The following is a 15,160-nucleotide window of genomic DNA, read 5'->3' on the forward strand; positions in this document are numbered from 1 at the left end:
CGCGCCCGTGAGTCCTTCTGGCCCAGTGGCGGACCAGAAGGACTCACAGGCGGCGGAGCCGCCTACCGGCCGGGCAGCGGCCGCTGGGGGATGTCGGGGCGTGCCAACGGGTGTCGCACCCGACGCTTGGCGCTCAGGTAGACCTGCGCGGTGTCGACCGCGACGCTGTGCCAGTCGAAGTCGGCGGTGAGCCGTTCCCTGGCTGCTTCCGCCCGCCGCTGCGCGGCCGCGGGGTCGTCGAGCACCTCACGTACCGCCGACGTCAGTCCTTCGACGTCGCCTGGCAGGAACGACATACCGGTGACGCCGTCGACAACGGCCTCGCCGAGCCCGCCCGCGGTGGAGGTGACCAGCGGGGTGCCCGCCGCCGCCGCCTCGAGCGCGATGATGCCGAACGGCTCGTACCGGCTGGGCAGCACGATCGCGTCCGCCGCGTGCAGCCAGCCGAGCAGCTCGGTGTGGTCGAGGCTGCCGAGGAAGGTCACCGAGCGCAGGACCCGGTTGGAGCGTGCCTCCTGCTGCAGCCACTCGAACTGGGTGCCCTCGCCCGCGACGGCCAGGGTGGTGCCCGGATGGCTACGACGGATCCGGGGCAGCGCGGCGATGATGTCCTGCACGCCCTTCTCGTACTCGAGCCTGCCGACGAACAGCAGCCGCGGCGGGCCGGAGCGGGGCGCGCGTTCCCGGTAGTTCCAGGTGGTGACGTCGATCCCGTTGCGGATCACCGTGATCGGCGGCAACTGCGGGCCGTAGAGCTCGGTGACCTCCTCCTCCATCGACGCCGAGCAGGTGATGATCGAGTCCGACTCGTTGGCCAGCCACCACTCCACGGAGTGCACCTGACGGTTGATCGTCCCGGAGATCCAGCCGCTGTGCCTGCCTGCCTCGGTGGCGTGCAGCGTGGAGACCAGCGGCACGTCGAAGTACTCGGCCAGCGCGATGGCGGGGTGCGCGACCAGCCAGTCGTGCGCGTGCACGACGTCGGGCTGCCAGCCGTCGCCGAGGCCGGGCTTGCCGAGCGCGACGCCCGCGCGCACCATGGCGTGTCCCATCGCGAGGGTCCAGGCCAGCATGTCCTCGCCGAACACGAAGTGCGCCGGGTCCTCGGCGACCGCCACCACCAGCACGCCCTCCGAGATGTGGGTGATGGTCGGGTGGGTGGACGCGTCGGTGCCGGTCGGGCGCCGCGAGAGCACGACCACCTCGTGGCCTGCCTGCACCAGCTCGGTGGCCAGGTGGTGCACGTGCCTGCCGAGCCCGCCGACGACAACCGGCGGGTACTCCCAGGACACCATCAGGACCTTCATGCGGGACCACCGATCGCTTCGTCGGGGAGTCGCCGGGCGTCCAGCGAGGGGAACAGCCCGTCGGCGTGGTTCCAGCCGTCGGCCAGTTGCCGCGCCCGGTCGAGGTGGCCTGCGGCGACGGCGCCCGCGATCTCCCTGGTGGCGTGGGCGTGCAGGTGCGCTCGGTCGCGGGCGTACCCCGCCGCGGAGTCCTTGCTGACCATGAACGCCCAGTCGCTCTGCACGGTCATGATGGCCTCGCGCAGGATCTGGTCGTTGACCCGATCCCGCAGCTCCGGCCGGCCGGGCGCGCGCTGCGCGCCGCGGGCCTTGTCCACCGCGTCCAGCGCGGTCTGCACCACCTCGGCGTTCAGCTGGACCAGGTCGGCGACCTGGTCGCCCGCCCAGACCCGCCAATCCTTGCCGCTGCCCCAGGAGGAGTCGGTGAGCTGGACGGGTTCGCCGACGAAGCCGGCCGCCCTGGCATCGGCGAGGGTGCCGACCGGGATCCCCGCCTCCGGCAGTGCGCGCAGGACCTTCTCCAGCCACTGCGGGCCCTCGAACCACCAGTGCCCGAACAGCTCGGTGTCGAACGCGGCCACCACGAGCGCGGGCCTGCCGATGCGTTCGCTCTCCGAGCGCATCCGCGACCTGACCGTGTCGACGAAGTCCGCGACGTGCCGGTCGATGGCGGCGGCCGCGAGCTCGGGGTCGTACGGCGCCTTGTCCTTGGAGTCGACGGTGCGGCCGGTGACCCGTGCGGGCTTGAGCCCGGTGTCGTGGTCGTAGGTGTGGAAGTCGCGGTAGGCGCCGTCGCCCGGGTAGCCCGATTTCGGCGACCACACCCGGTAGGAGACCTGCAGGTCGCGGCCGAAGGCCACCACGTCGGATTCGCGGACCGGGCGGCCGAGGGAGGTGTCCCCGCGCAGCGACGGGCCGTCCACCATGAAGTGCTGCACGCCGGCGGCGGCGTACTCCCGCTCCATCCCGGGTGTGTAGCCGCACTCGGGCGCCCAGATCCCGGAGGGCTTTGTGCCCCAACGTGCCTCGGCGTCGGCGAGGCCCTCGGTGAGCTGGAACGAGCGCAGCCGCGGATGCAGCAGCGGCTGGAACGGATGGGCAAGCGGTCCGCCGAGGAGTTCGATGGCGTCGGCGTCGACGAGCCCGCGCAGCACCGGCGAGCCGCCGTGCGCCCAGCGCTCCTCGAAGTCGGTCAGCGCCTCCGCGGCGAGCCGGTGCTCGCGGGCGCCGAGGTCGCGGTGCGCCTGGTCGCGCATGCCCGCGGCCTCGTGGGCGCGCAGCTGCCAGTTGCCCAGCCAGTGGTGCATCCCGGCAAGGCAGTGCGGGTCGTCGAGCTGGGCCGCCAGCACCGGGGTGATGCCGAGGCTGAGCAGTCGGGTGCGGCCTTCCGCGGCGAGCGTGCGCAGCACGCGGGCCACCGGCAGGTAGGTGGCCGCCCAGGACTGGTAGAGCCATTCCTCGCCGACGGGCCACCGGCCGTGGTTCGCCAGCCACGGCAGGTGTGAGTGCAGGACCAGGCAGAACATGCCCGGTTCCTGCGCGACTCCTGTCGGTTTGTTCACCCCGACACCGCCGGCTTCCGTGCGATGGCGACCAGATCGAGGCTGGCGTCGATGTCGGGTTCGGTGAGCACGAAGTCGTCCACGGTGATGGCCTCGACGTCGGCGACGAGGTCCGCGGGCCACGGCTCGCCCGCCAGCGCGCGGTCGATCTGGGCGTCGATGAAGGAGCCGCCGTGCTTGGCGTCGAGCTCGCGCAGGCGGGGGCCGTGGTGCACGCCGGTCATCAGGTCGACGACGAAGCCCGCCTCCTCGAGGAGTTCGGTCATCTCGGCGGCGTTGAGCTCGCGGGTGTGGAACGGGTTGAGCGGGGTGTCCCGGCCGGGGGAGAAGGTGATCCGGTTCGGGGTGCTGATCAGCAGCTCGCCGCCGGGGGTCAGCACGCGGTAGCACTCGGCCAGGAACTGGGCCTGGTCCCACAGGTGCTCGATCACCTGGAAGTTGACGACGATCCCGACGCTGGCGTCGGACAGCGGGAGGTCGGCGAGGTTGCCCTGACGCATGTCGATGCGCGGGTAGCGGGCCCGCACGTGCTCGACGGCGGAGGTGTCGTAGTCCAGCCCGATGACCTTGTCGGCGACATCGGCAATCATGTTGGCGCCGTAGCCTTCTCCGGACCCGGCCTCCAGAACGACGCGGCCTGCGCAGCGCTCGAGCAGCTGCCGGTACACCACCTCGTGACGGCGGAACCAGTAGTTCTCCTCGGGCACGCCGGGGACGGTGCGCTCGCCGGTCAGCGGCAGGGTCGCTTCGCTCGGCTGCGGGGTCGCCTCGGCAGCCGTCGCGTGGTTGTCGGCGTCGACGGACATGGCCGGGGTCGAGACAGATGAATCGCTCACCGTTGGGAGGTTAGTGCCCTCGGTGTCAGAACTGGTCGGGGTGGTCCACATCACAGGCATGAATGATCCTCCTGGCCGTTATGGTGGACGAGGTTTCCCACCCAAGTTACTAACGGGTAACTTAACATGGGGTAATCTGACGCACACCCGACGTGCGAACGAGACGGTTACGCGAGCGCTCCTCCTCGACGTGGAGCTGCTCTCGATCATCAGGCAGAAATACACAGGAGGTCGACGAAGACCCATGACGAACATCGTCGTTTTGATCAAGCAGGTTCCTGACACCTGGTCCGAGCGCAAGCTCACCGATGGTGACTTCACGCTGGACCGCGAGGCCGCGGACGCCGTGCTCGACGAGATCAACGAGCGCGCGGTCGAGGAGGCCCTGCTCATCAAGGAGGCGCAGGGGGGCGAGGTGACCGTGCTGTCCGCCGGCCCGGACCGCGCCACCGATGCCATCCGCAAGGCGCTGTCCATGGGTGCCGACAAGGCCGTTCACATCAACGACCCGGCCCTGCACGGCTCCGACGCCATCCAGACCGGCTGGACGCTGGCCGCAGCGCTCGGCCAGATCGGCTTCGAGAACGAGGAGCCGGCCGACCTGATCATCGCCGGTAACGAGGCCACCGACGGCCGCGTCGGCGCCGTTCCGGCCATCATCGCGGAGTACCTCGGCATCCCGCAGCTCACCCAGCTGCGCAAGCTCACCGTCGCCGAGGGCAAGGTCACCGGCGAGCGCGAGACCGACGAGGGCATCTTCGGCCTCGAGGCCACGCTGCCCGCCATCGTCTCGGTCACCGAGAAGATCAACGAGCCGCGCTTCCCGTCCTTCAAGGGCATCATGGCCGCGAAGAAGAAGGAAGTCTCGGTCCTCACCCTCGCCGACCTCGGCGTCGACCCGGAGACCGTTGGCGTCGCGAACGCGGGCACCACCGTCACCGCGTCCACCCCCAAGCCCCCGCGTACCGCTGGCGAGCGCGTCACCGACGAGGGCGATGGCGGCAGCAAGATCGCCGCTTACCTCGTCGGCCAGAAGATCATCTGATCGCGCCCCTCAACCAGCAGACCCACACGTAGGAGAAGACAGCAATGGCAGAAGTACTTGTGCTCGTCGAGCACGCCGAGGGTGCGCTCAAGAAGGTCAGCACCGAGCTCATCACCGCAGCGCGCGCGCTCGGCGAGCCGGCCGCGGTCGTCGCGGGCCCGGCCGGAACCGCGGCCAAGCTCGCCGAGGCGCTCGCCGCCGCGGGCGCCGCGAAGATCTACGTCGCCGAGTCCGATGACATCGACGGCTACCTGATCACCCCGAAGGTCGACGTCCTCGCCGCCCTGGTCGAGTCCGCCGGTCCGGCCGCCGTGATCACCGCCGCCACCACCGAGGGCAAAGAGGTCTCCGGACGTCTGGCCGCGCGGATCGGTTCCGGCCTGCTCACCGACGTCATCGAGGTCAAGGCCGACGGCAGCGCCGTGCACTCGATCTTCGGTGGCGCGTTCACCGTCGAGGCCAAGGCCAACGGCGAGGTCCCGGTCATCTCGGTTCGCCCGGGTGCCGTCGAGGCCCAGCCGCAGGCCGGTGCCGCCGAGCAGGTCACCGTCGAGGTGCCGGCTCAGGACGAGAGCGCCGTCAAGGTGACCTCGCGTCAGCCGATCGTCGGTGGCGACCGCCCCGAGCTCACCGAGGCCTCCGTCGTGGTCTCCGGTGGCCGTGGCGTCGGCAGCGCCGACAAGTTCAGCGTGGTCGAGGAGCTCGCCGACTCGCTCGGCGCCGCGGTCGGTGCCTCGCGCGCCGCCGTGGACTCGGGCTACTACCCGGGCCAGTTCCAGGTCGGTCAGACCGGTAAGACGGTCTCCCCGCAGCTGTACATCGCGCTCGGCATCTCCGGCGCCATCCAGCACCGCGCCGGCATGCAGACGTCGAAGACCATCGTCGCCGTCAACAAGGACGAAGAGGCCCCGATCTTCGAGATCGCGGACTACGGCGTCGTCGGCGACCTGTTCAACGTCGCACCGCAGCTCACCGAGGCGGTCAAGGCTCACAAGGGCTGATCCCGCGTCACCTTTCGGCGGCCCCGTTCCTTGGTTGGGAGCGGGGCCGCCGTCGTGTTCACCGAAGTTGCATCGACACGACACCGACCTGATGCCGGGTGGCCGCCCGGCTCGGTGACTCTTCGGGCATGACGACAACGCCGGTCCTCATCAACGATTGCCCGAGCGTCACCACCGTCCCCAGATACACCCTGCTGCTGTCCTCGGACCGCGAGCACCGGGTGGCAGCGCAGCGGCTGCGATACCAGGTGTTCGCCTCCGAACCGGGCTTCGAAGGCGCGGTCCGCGGCATCTCCGACGGTCTCGACGCCGACCACTTCGACGAGTACTGCGATCACCTGCTGGTGCGCGACGAGCTGGCCGACGAGGTCGTCGGCTGCTACCGGATGCTGACCCCGGACGCCGCCATCGCCGCGGGCGGGCTCTACACCGCCACCGAGTTCGACCTCGCCGCGCTCGACCCGCTCCGCCCGCAGCTCGTCGAGATGGGCCGGGCCTGCGTGCATCCCGACCACCGTTCCGGTTCGGTCCTCGGCCTGATGTGGGCTGGCATCCTCAACTACCTGGAGCTCACCGGCTACCGCTGGGCCATGGGCTGCGTGTCGGTGCCGATGCAGGCCCGGCCGAGCGATCTGCCCGGCGCGAACGTGCGCGGGGTCCGCGACCGACTGCTCGCCGCGCACGCCACCGCCCCTGACCTCCGCGTGCGCCCGCTGCGGCCGGTGCCCGACCTCGACGAGATCGCGCCGCCCGCCCGCACGGTGCTGCCACCGCTGCTGCGCGGGTACCTGCGACTCGGCGCCTCGATCTGCGGGGAGCCCGCCCACGACCCTGACTTCGGCGTCGCCGACTTCGTGGCCCTGCTCGGCATGGCCGAGGCCGACGAGCGCTACCTCGGCCGGCTGCGCTCGGCGGCCGCCGCGGTCCCGATGATCGTCCGATGACGCACGACTGGATGCCCTCGAGCCCCTGCGGCGACGGCTGCCTGCCCAGCGCGACGGAGCGGGCGGGCCTGGCCCGGGTGGCCGCTCGGTGTGCGATGCTCGCGGCGATGGTGCTCTCGTTGCCCGTCCTGCTGGCGGGTGGGGTCCTGCCCGGATCCTGGCGCCGCTCGCTGCAGCGCGGCTACTCGCGGGCGGCGCTGCGCGGGCTGGGGGTGCGGCTGCGGGTGCGCGACGAGCGCGGCCTCGACCTCGAGCCGGGGGAACGGGGAGTGCTGGTGGTGGCGGGGCACGTCTCCTGGGCGGACGTGCTCGTGCTCAGCGCGCTCGGGCCCGCCGACTTCGTGGCAAGGGCGGACCTGCTGGAATGGCCGCTGCTCGGGACGTTGGCGCGGCGGATGCGGATCATCCCGATCGACCGGGCGAGGCTGTCCGAGCTGCCCGGCGCGGTCGACGAGGCCGCGGAGCGGCTGCGGGCGGGCGGGCGCGTGGTGGCCTTCCCGGAGGGCACCACCTGGTGCGGTCGTGCCTACGGCAGCTTCCGCCCCGCCCTGTTCCAGTCCGCGGTCGAGGCAGGAGCACTGGTGCAGCCGGTGGGGATCAGGTACTGCACCCCCGACGGGCGGCTGGACACCACGGCCTGCTTCGTCGGGGACCAGACGCTGGCGGGGTCGCTGCGCCGGACGATCGGCCTGCGCAGGCTCGACGTGGAGGTGCTGCTCGCGCCGCTGGAGGAGCCGGGCACCGACCGCAGGGAGTTGGCGCGGCGCTGCGAGCGAGCGGCGCGCGCGATCGTCGGCGCGGACCTGACCGTGCAGGACATCCTCGACAGCATGGAGGACCGTCAGACCGCGGCGGCGTGAGCGGGCCTACCAGCACAGTCGCGGTCGCAGTGCCCTCAGGGCGACGGGCTATCCTGGTCAGGTCATGACATCGCCCCACCCGAGCTCCTCCGACCGCAGTGACGCCACCCTGCGGTCCAGCGCGCCATCCCAGGTCTACCTCGATCACGCCGCGACGACACCGATGCTGCCGGAGGCCATCGAGTCGATGACCGCGGTGCTCGCCACGGTGGGCAACGCGTCCTCGCTGCACGGTTCGGGCCGCGCGGCCCGCCGCCGGGTGGAAGAGGCACGGGAGTCCATCGCGGCCGATCTCGGCGCGCGGCCGTCGGAGGTCATCTTCACCTCCGGGGGAACCGAGAGCGACAACCTGGCCGTCAAGGGCATCTACTGGGCCCGCCGTGACGCCGACCCGCGCCGCCGCCGGATCATCGCAGGCGCAGTCGAGCACCATGCCGTGCTCGACGCGGTCGAGTGGCTGGTGGAGCACGAGCGCGCCGAGGTCACCTGGCTGCCGGTGGACCGGCTGGGCCGCATCGACCCCGATGCGTTGCGCGTCGAGCTGGCGGCGAGCGCCGACGAGGTCGCCCTCGTCACCGTCATGTGGGCGAACAACGAGGTCGGTTCGATCATGGCGATCGCCGAACTCGCCGCCGTCGCGTCCGAATTCGACGTCCCGATCCACAGCGACGCGGTGCAGGCCGTTGCGCAGCTGCCGGTGGACTTCGCGGCCAGCGGGCTTTCCGCGCTCAGCATCGCGGCGCACAAGTTCGGCGGACCGCAGGGCACTGGAGCGCTGTTGCTCGGCCGCCAGGTGCCGTGCGCGCCGCTGCTGCACGGCGGTGGCCACGAGCGCGACCTGCGGGCGGGCACCCTGGACACCGCGGCGGTGGTGTCGATGGCAACCGCACTGCGGAAGACGGTGTCGGACATGGATTCTCGCTCCTCCGAGCTGATCCGTCTGCGTGAGCGGCTGATCGCCGGGGTGCGCGCGGCCGTGCCGAATGCGGTGCTGAACGGTCCGGTCGGCGATCAGCGCCTGCCCGGCAACGCGCACTTCACCTTTCCCGGCTGCGAGGGCGATTCGCTGCTGATGCTGCTCGACGCGGCGGGGATCGAGTGCTCGACCGGATCGGCGTGCACGGCCGGGGTCGCCAGCGCCAGCCACGTGCTGATCGCGATGGGCGTCGACCCGACCGTGGCGCGCGGATCGCTGCGGTTCTCGTTGGGACACACCTCGACCGACGCCGACGTCGATGCATTGATCGCGGCACTGCCGCAGGTGGTCGAGCGGGCCAGGATGGCCGGTCTGGCAGGCGCAGGGGCCAGGGGAGGGGCACGCTGATGCGGGTACTTGCGGCGATGAGTGGTGGAGTGGACTCCGCGGTGGCGGCGGCGCGTGCGGTCGCCGCCGGACACGATGTGGTCGGCGTGCACCTGGCACTGTCCACGGCGCCGGGGACGCTGCGCACCGGATCGCGCGGTTGCTGCTCCAAGGAGGACGCCGGGGACGCGCGCCGCGCCGCCGACATCCTCGGGATCCCTTTCTACGTATGGGATTTCGCGGACCGCTTCAAGGAAGACGTGATCGAGGACTTCATCGAGTCCTACGCCGCGGGGGAGACGCCGAACCCCTGCCTGCGCTGCAACGAGAAGATCAAGTTCGCCGCCCTCGCGGACCGCGCGATCGCGCTCGGTTTCGACGCGGTCGCGACCGGTCACTACGCGCGCCTGGAGGACGGCGTGCTGCGCCGCGCGGTCGACGCCGACAAGGACCAGTCGTACGTCCTCGGCGTGCTCACCGCCGAGCAGCTCTCCCGGGCGATGTTCCCGGTCGGCGACACCCCGAAGCCGCAGATCCGCGCCGAGGCCGCCGAGCGCGGGCTCGCGGTCGCGGACAAGCCCGACAGCCACGACATCTGCTTCATCCCGTCCGGGGACACCCGGGCCTTCCTCGGCGCCAAGATCGGGATCCGGCCCGGCAAGGTCGTCGACGCGGACTCCGGTGAGGTGCTCGCCGATCACGAGGGCGTGCACGGGTTCACCATCGGCCAGCGCAAGGGACTGGGCGTGCAGGGCCCGGCGGCCGACGGCAAGCCGCGCTATGTCACCGCGATCGAGCCCGAGACCGGCACCGTCACCGTCGGCTCGGCCGAGCGCCTGCAGGTCTGGTCGATCGCGGCCGAGCGCGCGATCTGGACCTCCGGCGTGGCGCCGCAGGGGCCGGTCGAGTGCGTGGTGCAGGTCCGGGCGCACGGCGGATTGGCCGAGGCCGTGGTCGTTCCGGTCGACGGCGGACTGGACGTGCAGCTGCGTGAGCCGCTGACCGGCGTCGCGAGGGGGCAGGCCATCGTGCTGTACCGGCCCGACCCCGCGGGCGACGAGGTCCTCGGCAGCGGCACCATCGTCGGCACCGGCACGGACCGTCGGTGACGGCACCGTCCATCCCGGTCGGCGTCGCGACCGGCGTCGGTTCCTGGCCCGGCACCGATCCGCGGGAGGCCGCCGCCATCGTGGTCGGCGAGCTGCCCGCGCTGCCGCACCTGGTGGAACTGCCCGACCGCGGGGTCGGCGCCGACATGATCGGCCGCGCGGCCGCGCTGCTGGTCGACCTGCCGCTGGACACCTCCACTACCGCCTACCGGCTCGCGCAGCGTCCCGGCGCGGTGACCCGTCGTGCCCGCGACCTGCTCCGGCGCGACCTGGACGCGCTCGAGGAGGCGTGGGAGGTCGCCGGGCGCAGGGGCACCGATCAGCCGGTGAAGGTCCAGTCCGTCGGGCCGCTGACCCTGGCCGCGCAGGTCGAGTTGTCCGGCGGGCACCGCGTGCTCACCGACGCGGGCGCGCTGCGCGACCTCGCCGAATCGCTGGCCGAGGGGCTGAGCGTGCACGTCGCGGAAGTGGCCCGCAGGCTCGGCTCTCCCGTCGTGGTCCAGCTCGACGAGCCCGGACTGCCCGCGGTGCTGGCCGGTTCGCTGGCGGGCGTCTCGATCCTGCAGACCCCTCGCGCGATGCCGGAACCGGAGGCGCTCGCCGTCCTCTCGTCGGTGATCGACCGGCTGGAGTCGCCGGTGCTCGTGCACTCCTGCGCGGCCGGTCTGCCGCTTGCGCTGCTGCGTCGCAGCGGGGCCGCGATGATCGGACTCGACTTGAGCGAGCTGACGGTCGCGGACCTCGACGGGGTCGGCGAACTGCTCGAGGACGGCATCGCGCTGGCACTGGGGCTGGTGCCGACCCTCGGCGCCGAGCCCGCGCCCGGCTGGCGCGAACTCGCCGAGCCCGCGGTGACACTCGTCGACCGGCTGGGGTTCCCGCGATCGGTCCTCGCCACACAGGTGACGGTGACGCCGCGCTGCGGTCTCGCTGGCGCGAGCCCGGAGTGGGCGCGGACGGCGTTGCGCCGAGCCGCCGAGCTGACGAGGGCATTCGCGGACGGCGCCGAGTTCGACTGAATCGGACCAGCGGCGGCCCGCTCGAGCGGCGGTGTTGTCTGCCTCCTGCGATAACCTTCCGGCGTGGACGAGAACGCAGCCAAGGGGTCCGAAGCAGCACTGTCAGCGGCCACCTCCGACGAACGCGACGAATGGCAGCGGCTCGCGGAGGAGGTGCGCGAGCATCAGTTCCGCTACTACGTGCGGGACTCTCCGATCATCTCCGACGGGGAGTTCGACGCCCTGCTGAACCGGCTGATCGCGCTCGAGGAGTCCCGGCCCGACCTGCGCACTCCCGATTCGCCCACCCAGCTCGTCGGCGGCGGGTTCGCCACCGAGTTCACCGCGGTCGACCACCTCGAACGAATGCTGAGCCTGGACAATGTCTTCGACGAGGAGGAGCTGCGCGCCTGGGTGCGGCGGGTTGAGGCCGACGCCGGTTCCGACCTGCACTACCTGTGCGAGGTGAAGATCGACGGTGTCGCGCTGAACCTGGTGTACGAGAACGGCAGGCTGGTGCGCGGCGCCACCCGCGGCGACGGCCGCACCGGCGAGGACGTCACCCTCAACGCGCGCACGATCGAGGAGATCCCGCACGTGCTGACGCCGAGCGACGAGTTCCCGATCCCGGCGCTGCTCGAGGTCCGAGGCGAAGTGTTCTTCCGGCTAGAGGACTTCGAGGCGCTCAACGCGTCACTGGTCGCGGAGGGCAAGGCGCCGTTCGCCAATCCCCGCAACTCGGCCGCCGGATCACTGCGGCAGAAGAACCCGGCGGTCACGGCCAAGCGGCGGCTCGGCATGATCTGCCACGGGCTCGGCCGGATCGAGGGTTTTGCGCCCGCCTCCCAGCACGACGCCTACACCGCGCTTGCGGCCTGGGGGCTGCCGGTGTCGACGCACACCGCGCGGGTGCGGGGTGTCGACGAGGTGGTGGCGAGGGTCGCGTACTGGGACGAGCACCGCCACGACGTGGAGCACGAGATCGACGGCCTGGTGGTCAAGGTCGACGAGATGGCCCTGCACCGGCGCCTCGGGTCCACCTCGAGGGCCCCGCGCTGGGCCATCGCGTACAAGTACCCGCCGGAGGAGGCCACCACCCGGCTGCTCGACATCCGCGTCAGCGTTGGCCGCACCGGCCGGGTCACCCCGTTCGCCTACATGGAGCCGGTGACGGTGGCCGGTTCCACGGTCTCGCTCGCGACGCTGCACAACGGATCCGAGGTCAAGCGCAAGGGCGTGCTGATCGGCGACATGGTGGTCATCAGGAAGGCGGGCGAGGTGATCCCCGAGGTGCTCGGCCCCGTGGTCGATGTGCGCACCGGGGACGAGCGCGAGTTCGTGATGCCGACGCACTGCCCCGAGTGCGGCACCGAGCTGGCGCCTGCGAAGGAGGGCGACGCGGACATCCGGTGCCCGAACCAGCGGTCCTGCCCGGCCCAGTTGCGGGAGAGGGTCTTTCACGTGTCGGGTCGCGGCGCCTTCGACATCGAGGTGCTCGGCTACGAGGCGGCGACCGAGCTGCTCAAGTCCGGCGTGATCACCGACGAGGGCGACCTGTTCTCGCTCACCGCCGATGATCTGATGAAGACCTCGCTGTTCACCACCAAGGCGGGGGCGCTGTCGGCGAACGGGCGCAGGCTGCTCGACAACCTGCACTCGGCCAAGGACAAGCCGCTGTGGCGCGTGCTGGTGGCGCTGTCCATCCGGCACGTCGGGCCCACCGCGGCCCGGGCATTGGCCTCCGAGTTCGGCAGCCTCGAGCGGATCGAGAGCGCCTCGGTGGAGGAACTGGCGGCCGTGGACGGCGTCGGCGGCACCATCGCCGCCGCCGTCGTCGAATGGTTCGCGGTGGATTGGCATCGCGAGATCGTCGAGAAGTGGCGCGCCGCAGGGGTGTCGATGGAGGACGCCCGCGACGAGTCGATCGAGCGCAACCTCGAGGGCCTGTCGATCGTGGTCACCGGATCGCTGGTCGGGTTCACCCGCGACGGCGCCAAGGAGGCCATCCTGATCCGCGGTGGCAAGGCCGCGGGCTCGGTGTCTAAGAAGACCGCGTTCGTGGTGGTGGGCGAGGCTCCGGGTTCCAAGCACGACAAGGCGATCGAGCTCGGGGTGCCGGTGCTGGACGAGGACGGGTTCCGGCTGCTGCTCGAGGGCGGCCCGGACGCGGTGACGCCGGCAGGCGGGGAGGGCGACGTCGACACGGCCGGATAGCCGGCACAGCGGGAGGACGACATGGGCGCGTTGATCTACTCGTCGATCTGTTCGCTCGACGGTTACGTCGCGGACCGCGACGGCGATTTCGACTGGGCCGCGCCGGACGACGAGGTGCACGGCTTCGTCAACGACCGCGAGCGACCGATCGGCACCTACCTCTTCGGGCGCCGCATGTACGAGGTGATGGCCGTCTGGGAGTCGGCGGTCGGCAACGCGGCCCCTGGCACAGCGGATGACTTTGCCGAGCTGTGGCGGTCCGCCGACAAGATCGTGTATTCCACCACCCTGCAGGCGGTGTCGACCTCCCGCACCCGGCTCGAGCGGGAGTTCGATCCCGCGGCGATCCGTGCGTTGAAGGCGTCCTCGCCGCGCGACCTGTCGATCGGCGGCCCCTGCCTCGCCGCCTGCGCGATCCGGGCGGGACTCGTCGACGACGTGCAGCTGTACCTGGTCCCGTCCGTGGTGGGCGGCGGCACCCCGGTGCTGCCGCAGGATGTTCGCCTGGACCTGGAGTTGGTCGACGAACACCGGTTCCGGGGCGGGACGATGTTCCTGCACTACCGAACGCGCTAGCCGCAATCAGCCCCGGCAGGCGGGACTTCCGGGAAACGCAGGAACACCGAAGCGGCAGCCGACATCGGTGACGGCGGCCATCCGCTCGACCGGATTCCTGACCTCAAGGGCAGGCAGCAGTCCGTCGCCGAGGAGGGCGCTCTTGGTCGCGGGCGTTGTGGCCCCGGCGTCGAGGGTTCCGCGGGCCCGCGCGAACTCGACGAGTTCGTCGTAGACCATCGACAGCGCCGCTTCCGTGGTCTGATCCTCCGGATCGAGCCCGGCGAAATCGACCCCGGTCTCGTACTCGTGGCGGACCGCGTGCGGGCCCTGGTCACAGGTGGGTTTGTTCAGGTCGATGCGGAACTCCGGCCGATCCGGCGCGGGCGGGGTGATCGTCCCGGCATCGGTGCAGACATGGTGCGAGATGCGATCACCGAGGGCATGGAGGTAGATGCCGATCCGCGCATTCCAGGATTCGTCACCGATCCAGGAGTCGAATTGCGACGATCGAACGTCGCCGGAGATGGCCTGCTCTCCTGTGGTGTTGGTGAACGGGATCGCGACCGGGGTCTCCACGCTGTACACGCCGTTGATCTGCGCCGGCTGCGGGTCGTCGTAACACGCTGCGCCAGTGGCATAGTCGCCGTTCGACGAGCGGTTCGTGAATCCTCCCGTGCACAGCGGGGCGCTGCTGCCCGGCCCGGCCATGGCCCACCGCCGCACGTGCGTGAGCATGACCTCGTGTGCGGGATCGTCGACATCGGGCCGCAGCCCGTTGGGCCCGGGAGCGAGCGGCCCAGGCATCGTCGGGAGGAAGTGGAAGAGGAACCCGCCGGTGGCGAAATGCGTACGCACGAGCCCGCCGATGTCCTTGGTGGTCAACGTGTCGGCCTCGGCGACGGGTTGGCCGTTCACGTCGCGTGGCGCGAAGGTGCCCAGGTCGGTCGCCTCGTCGTACGCCGCGATCCAGTACGCATCTCGCTCCGAGAAGCCGACGGTGCGGGCGATGATGTACGAAGAATCGGAATGCACGAGGCTGCGTCCGCCGAGCGGTTGACGCAGCGTGTACCCGTAGCGCACGAACGCCTCGAGGCCGCAGAGCGGACCGTTCGGGTCGTCCACCGGACACGGGGGCGGCAGGGGCGCACAGTTGTCCGGCGGGGCGCCGCCCTGGCTGTAACAGATGTCTTCGGCGAAGCCGTGCGCCTGCGGCGGTGCGATCACGAACGCTGCTGCGGCGAGCGCCAGCGCCACCGTGGCCGATCTCCGAATGTGTCCATTCATCGACAAGCGCCTCTCCGGTCGCCGCGTTTGTCCAGGCTAGCATCCACGTAGCAGGTCCGGAGCGAGATTTCGCAGGTCGGAGCCACGGCCCGCCGGGTGGATGCCACGCGGTCGAGGAGACTTGAGTCTCCCGCAGGGG

General features: G+C 71.2%; 13 protein-coding genes. 9 read left to right on the forward strand and 4 right to left on the reverse strand.

Features of this window, described 5'->3' with window-relative positions; all coding sequences use genetic code 11:
- Positions 1 to 62: 62 nt before the first annotated feature.
- Genes BR31_RS0100295 through BR31_RS0100305 form a run of 3 tightly spaced genes read right to left on the reverse strand, consistent with a single transcriptional unit; the run spans position 63 to position 3,705 of the window.
- Positions 63 to 1,307 carry a glycosyltransferase family 4 protein gene (locus BR31_RS0100295; RefSeq protein ID WP_027499172.1) on the reverse strand — a complete coding sequence of 415 codons (1,245 nt, stop codon included), beginning with the start codon at positions 1,305 to 1,307 and terminating at the stop codon, positions 63 to 65.
- On the reverse strand, positions 1,304 to 2,833 hold the full coding sequence (locus BR31_RS0100300; protein WP_037175284.1) for a 1,4-alpha-glucan branching protein domain-containing protein: 1,530 nt from the start codon (positions 2,831 to 2,833) through the stop codon (positions 1,304 to 1,306). Before BR31_RS0100300 ends, BR31_RS0100295 begins: the two co-directional genes overlap by 4 nt.
- 32 nt (positions 2,834 to 2,865) lie before the next feature.
- Positions 2,866 to 3,705, reverse strand: coding sequence for a class I SAM-dependent methyltransferase (locus BR31_RS0100305; RefSeq protein ID WP_037175147.1), 840 nt, complete (start codon positions 3,703 to 3,705; stop codon positions 2,866 to 2,868).
- A 244-nt stretch (positions 3,706 to 3,949) separates the two neighbouring features.
- Here BR31_RS0100305 and BR31_RS0100310 point away from each other — a divergent pair, with 244 nt between their 5' ends.
- The 9 genes from BR31_RS0100310 (at position 3,950) to BR31_RS0100350 (ending at position 13,755) form a co-directional block, all read left to right on the forward strand.
- The gene (locus BR31_RS0100310; protein WP_027499175.1) at positions 3,950 to 4,750 is read left to right on the forward strand and encodes an electron transfer flavoprotein subunit beta/FixA family protein; all 801 of its coding nucleotides are present in this window, start codon (positions 3,950 to 3,952) and stop codon (positions 4,748 to 4,750) included.
- Between the two features lie 44 nt (positions 4,751 to 4,794).
- Positions 4,795 to 5,751 carry an electron transfer flavoprotein subunit alpha/FixB family protein gene (locus BR31_RS0100315; RefSeq protein WP_027499176.1) on the forward strand — a complete coding sequence of 319 codons (957 nt, stop codon included), beginning with the start codon at positions 4,795 to 4,797 and terminating at the stop codon, positions 5,749 to 5,751.
- A 128-nt stretch (positions 5,752 to 5,879) separates the two neighbouring features.
- Complete coding sequence (locus BR31_RS0100320; RefSeq protein WP_027499177.1) at positions 5,880 to 6,695, forward strand: GNAT family N-acetyltransferase; 816 nt, start codon at positions 5,880 to 5,882, stop codon at positions 6,693 to 6,695.
- Positions 6,692 to 7,555 carry a lysophospholipid acyltransferase family protein gene (locus BR31_RS0100325; protein WP_027499178.1) on the forward strand — a complete coding sequence of 288 codons (864 nt, stop codon included), beginning with the start codon at positions 6,692 to 6,694 and terminating at the stop codon, positions 7,553 to 7,555. Before BR31_RS0100320 ends, BR31_RS0100325 begins: the two co-directional genes overlap by 4 nt.
- Positions 7,556 to 7,619: 64 nt before the next feature.
- A complete protein-coding gene (locus tag BR31_RS0100330; protein WP_027499179.1) occupies positions 7,620 to 8,879 on the forward strand; it encodes a cysteine desulfurase family protein in 1,260 nt (419 codons plus the stop codon).
- Positions 8,879 to 9,967 carry a tRNA 2-thiouridine(34) synthase MnmA gene (mnmA, locus tag BR31_RS0100335; protein WP_027499180.1) on the forward strand — a complete coding sequence of 363 codons (1,089 nt, stop codon included), beginning with the start codon at positions 8,879 to 8,881 and terminating at the stop codon, positions 9,965 to 9,967. Before BR31_RS0100330 ends, mnmA begins: the two co-directional genes overlap by 1 nt.
- On the forward strand, positions 9,964 to 10,986 hold the full coding sequence (locus BR31_RS0100340; protein WP_027499181.1) for a methionine synthase: 1,023 nt from the start codon (positions 9,964 to 9,966) through the stop codon (positions 10,984 to 10,986). Before mnmA ends, BR31_RS0100340 begins: the two co-directional genes overlap by 4 nt.
- Before the next feature lie 99 nt (positions 10,987 to 11,085).
- Entirely contained in the window at positions 11,086 to 13,179 is a 2,094-nt protein-coding gene (gene ligA, locus BR31_RS0100345) for an NAD-dependent DNA ligase LigA (protein ID WP_027499182.1), read from the forward strand.
- 21 nt (positions 13,180 to 13,200) lie between these two features.
- On the forward strand, positions 13,201 to 13,755 hold the full coding sequence (locus tag BR31_RS0100350) for a dihydrofolate reductase family protein (RefSeq protein ID WP_027499183.1): 555 nt from the start codon (positions 13,201 to 13,203) through the stop codon (positions 13,753 to 13,755).
- Between the two features lie 6 nt (positions 13,756 to 13,761).
- Here BR31_RS0100350 and BR31_RS0100355 read toward each other — a convergent pair whose 3' ends face one another.
- A complete protein-coding gene (locus tag BR31_RS0100355) occupies positions 13,762 to 15,021 on the reverse strand; it encodes a hypothetical protein (RefSeq protein ID WP_027499184.1) in 1,260 nt (419 codons plus the stop codon).
- Positions 15,022 to 15,160 lie beyond the last annotated feature (139 nt).

Origin of the sequence: Rhodococcus sp. UNC363MFTsu5.1 (assembly GCF_000686785.1) — a bacterium.
GTDB lineage: Bacteria > Actinomycetota > Actinomycetes > Mycobacteriales > Mycobacteriaceae > Rhodococcus_G > Rhodococcus_G maanshanensis.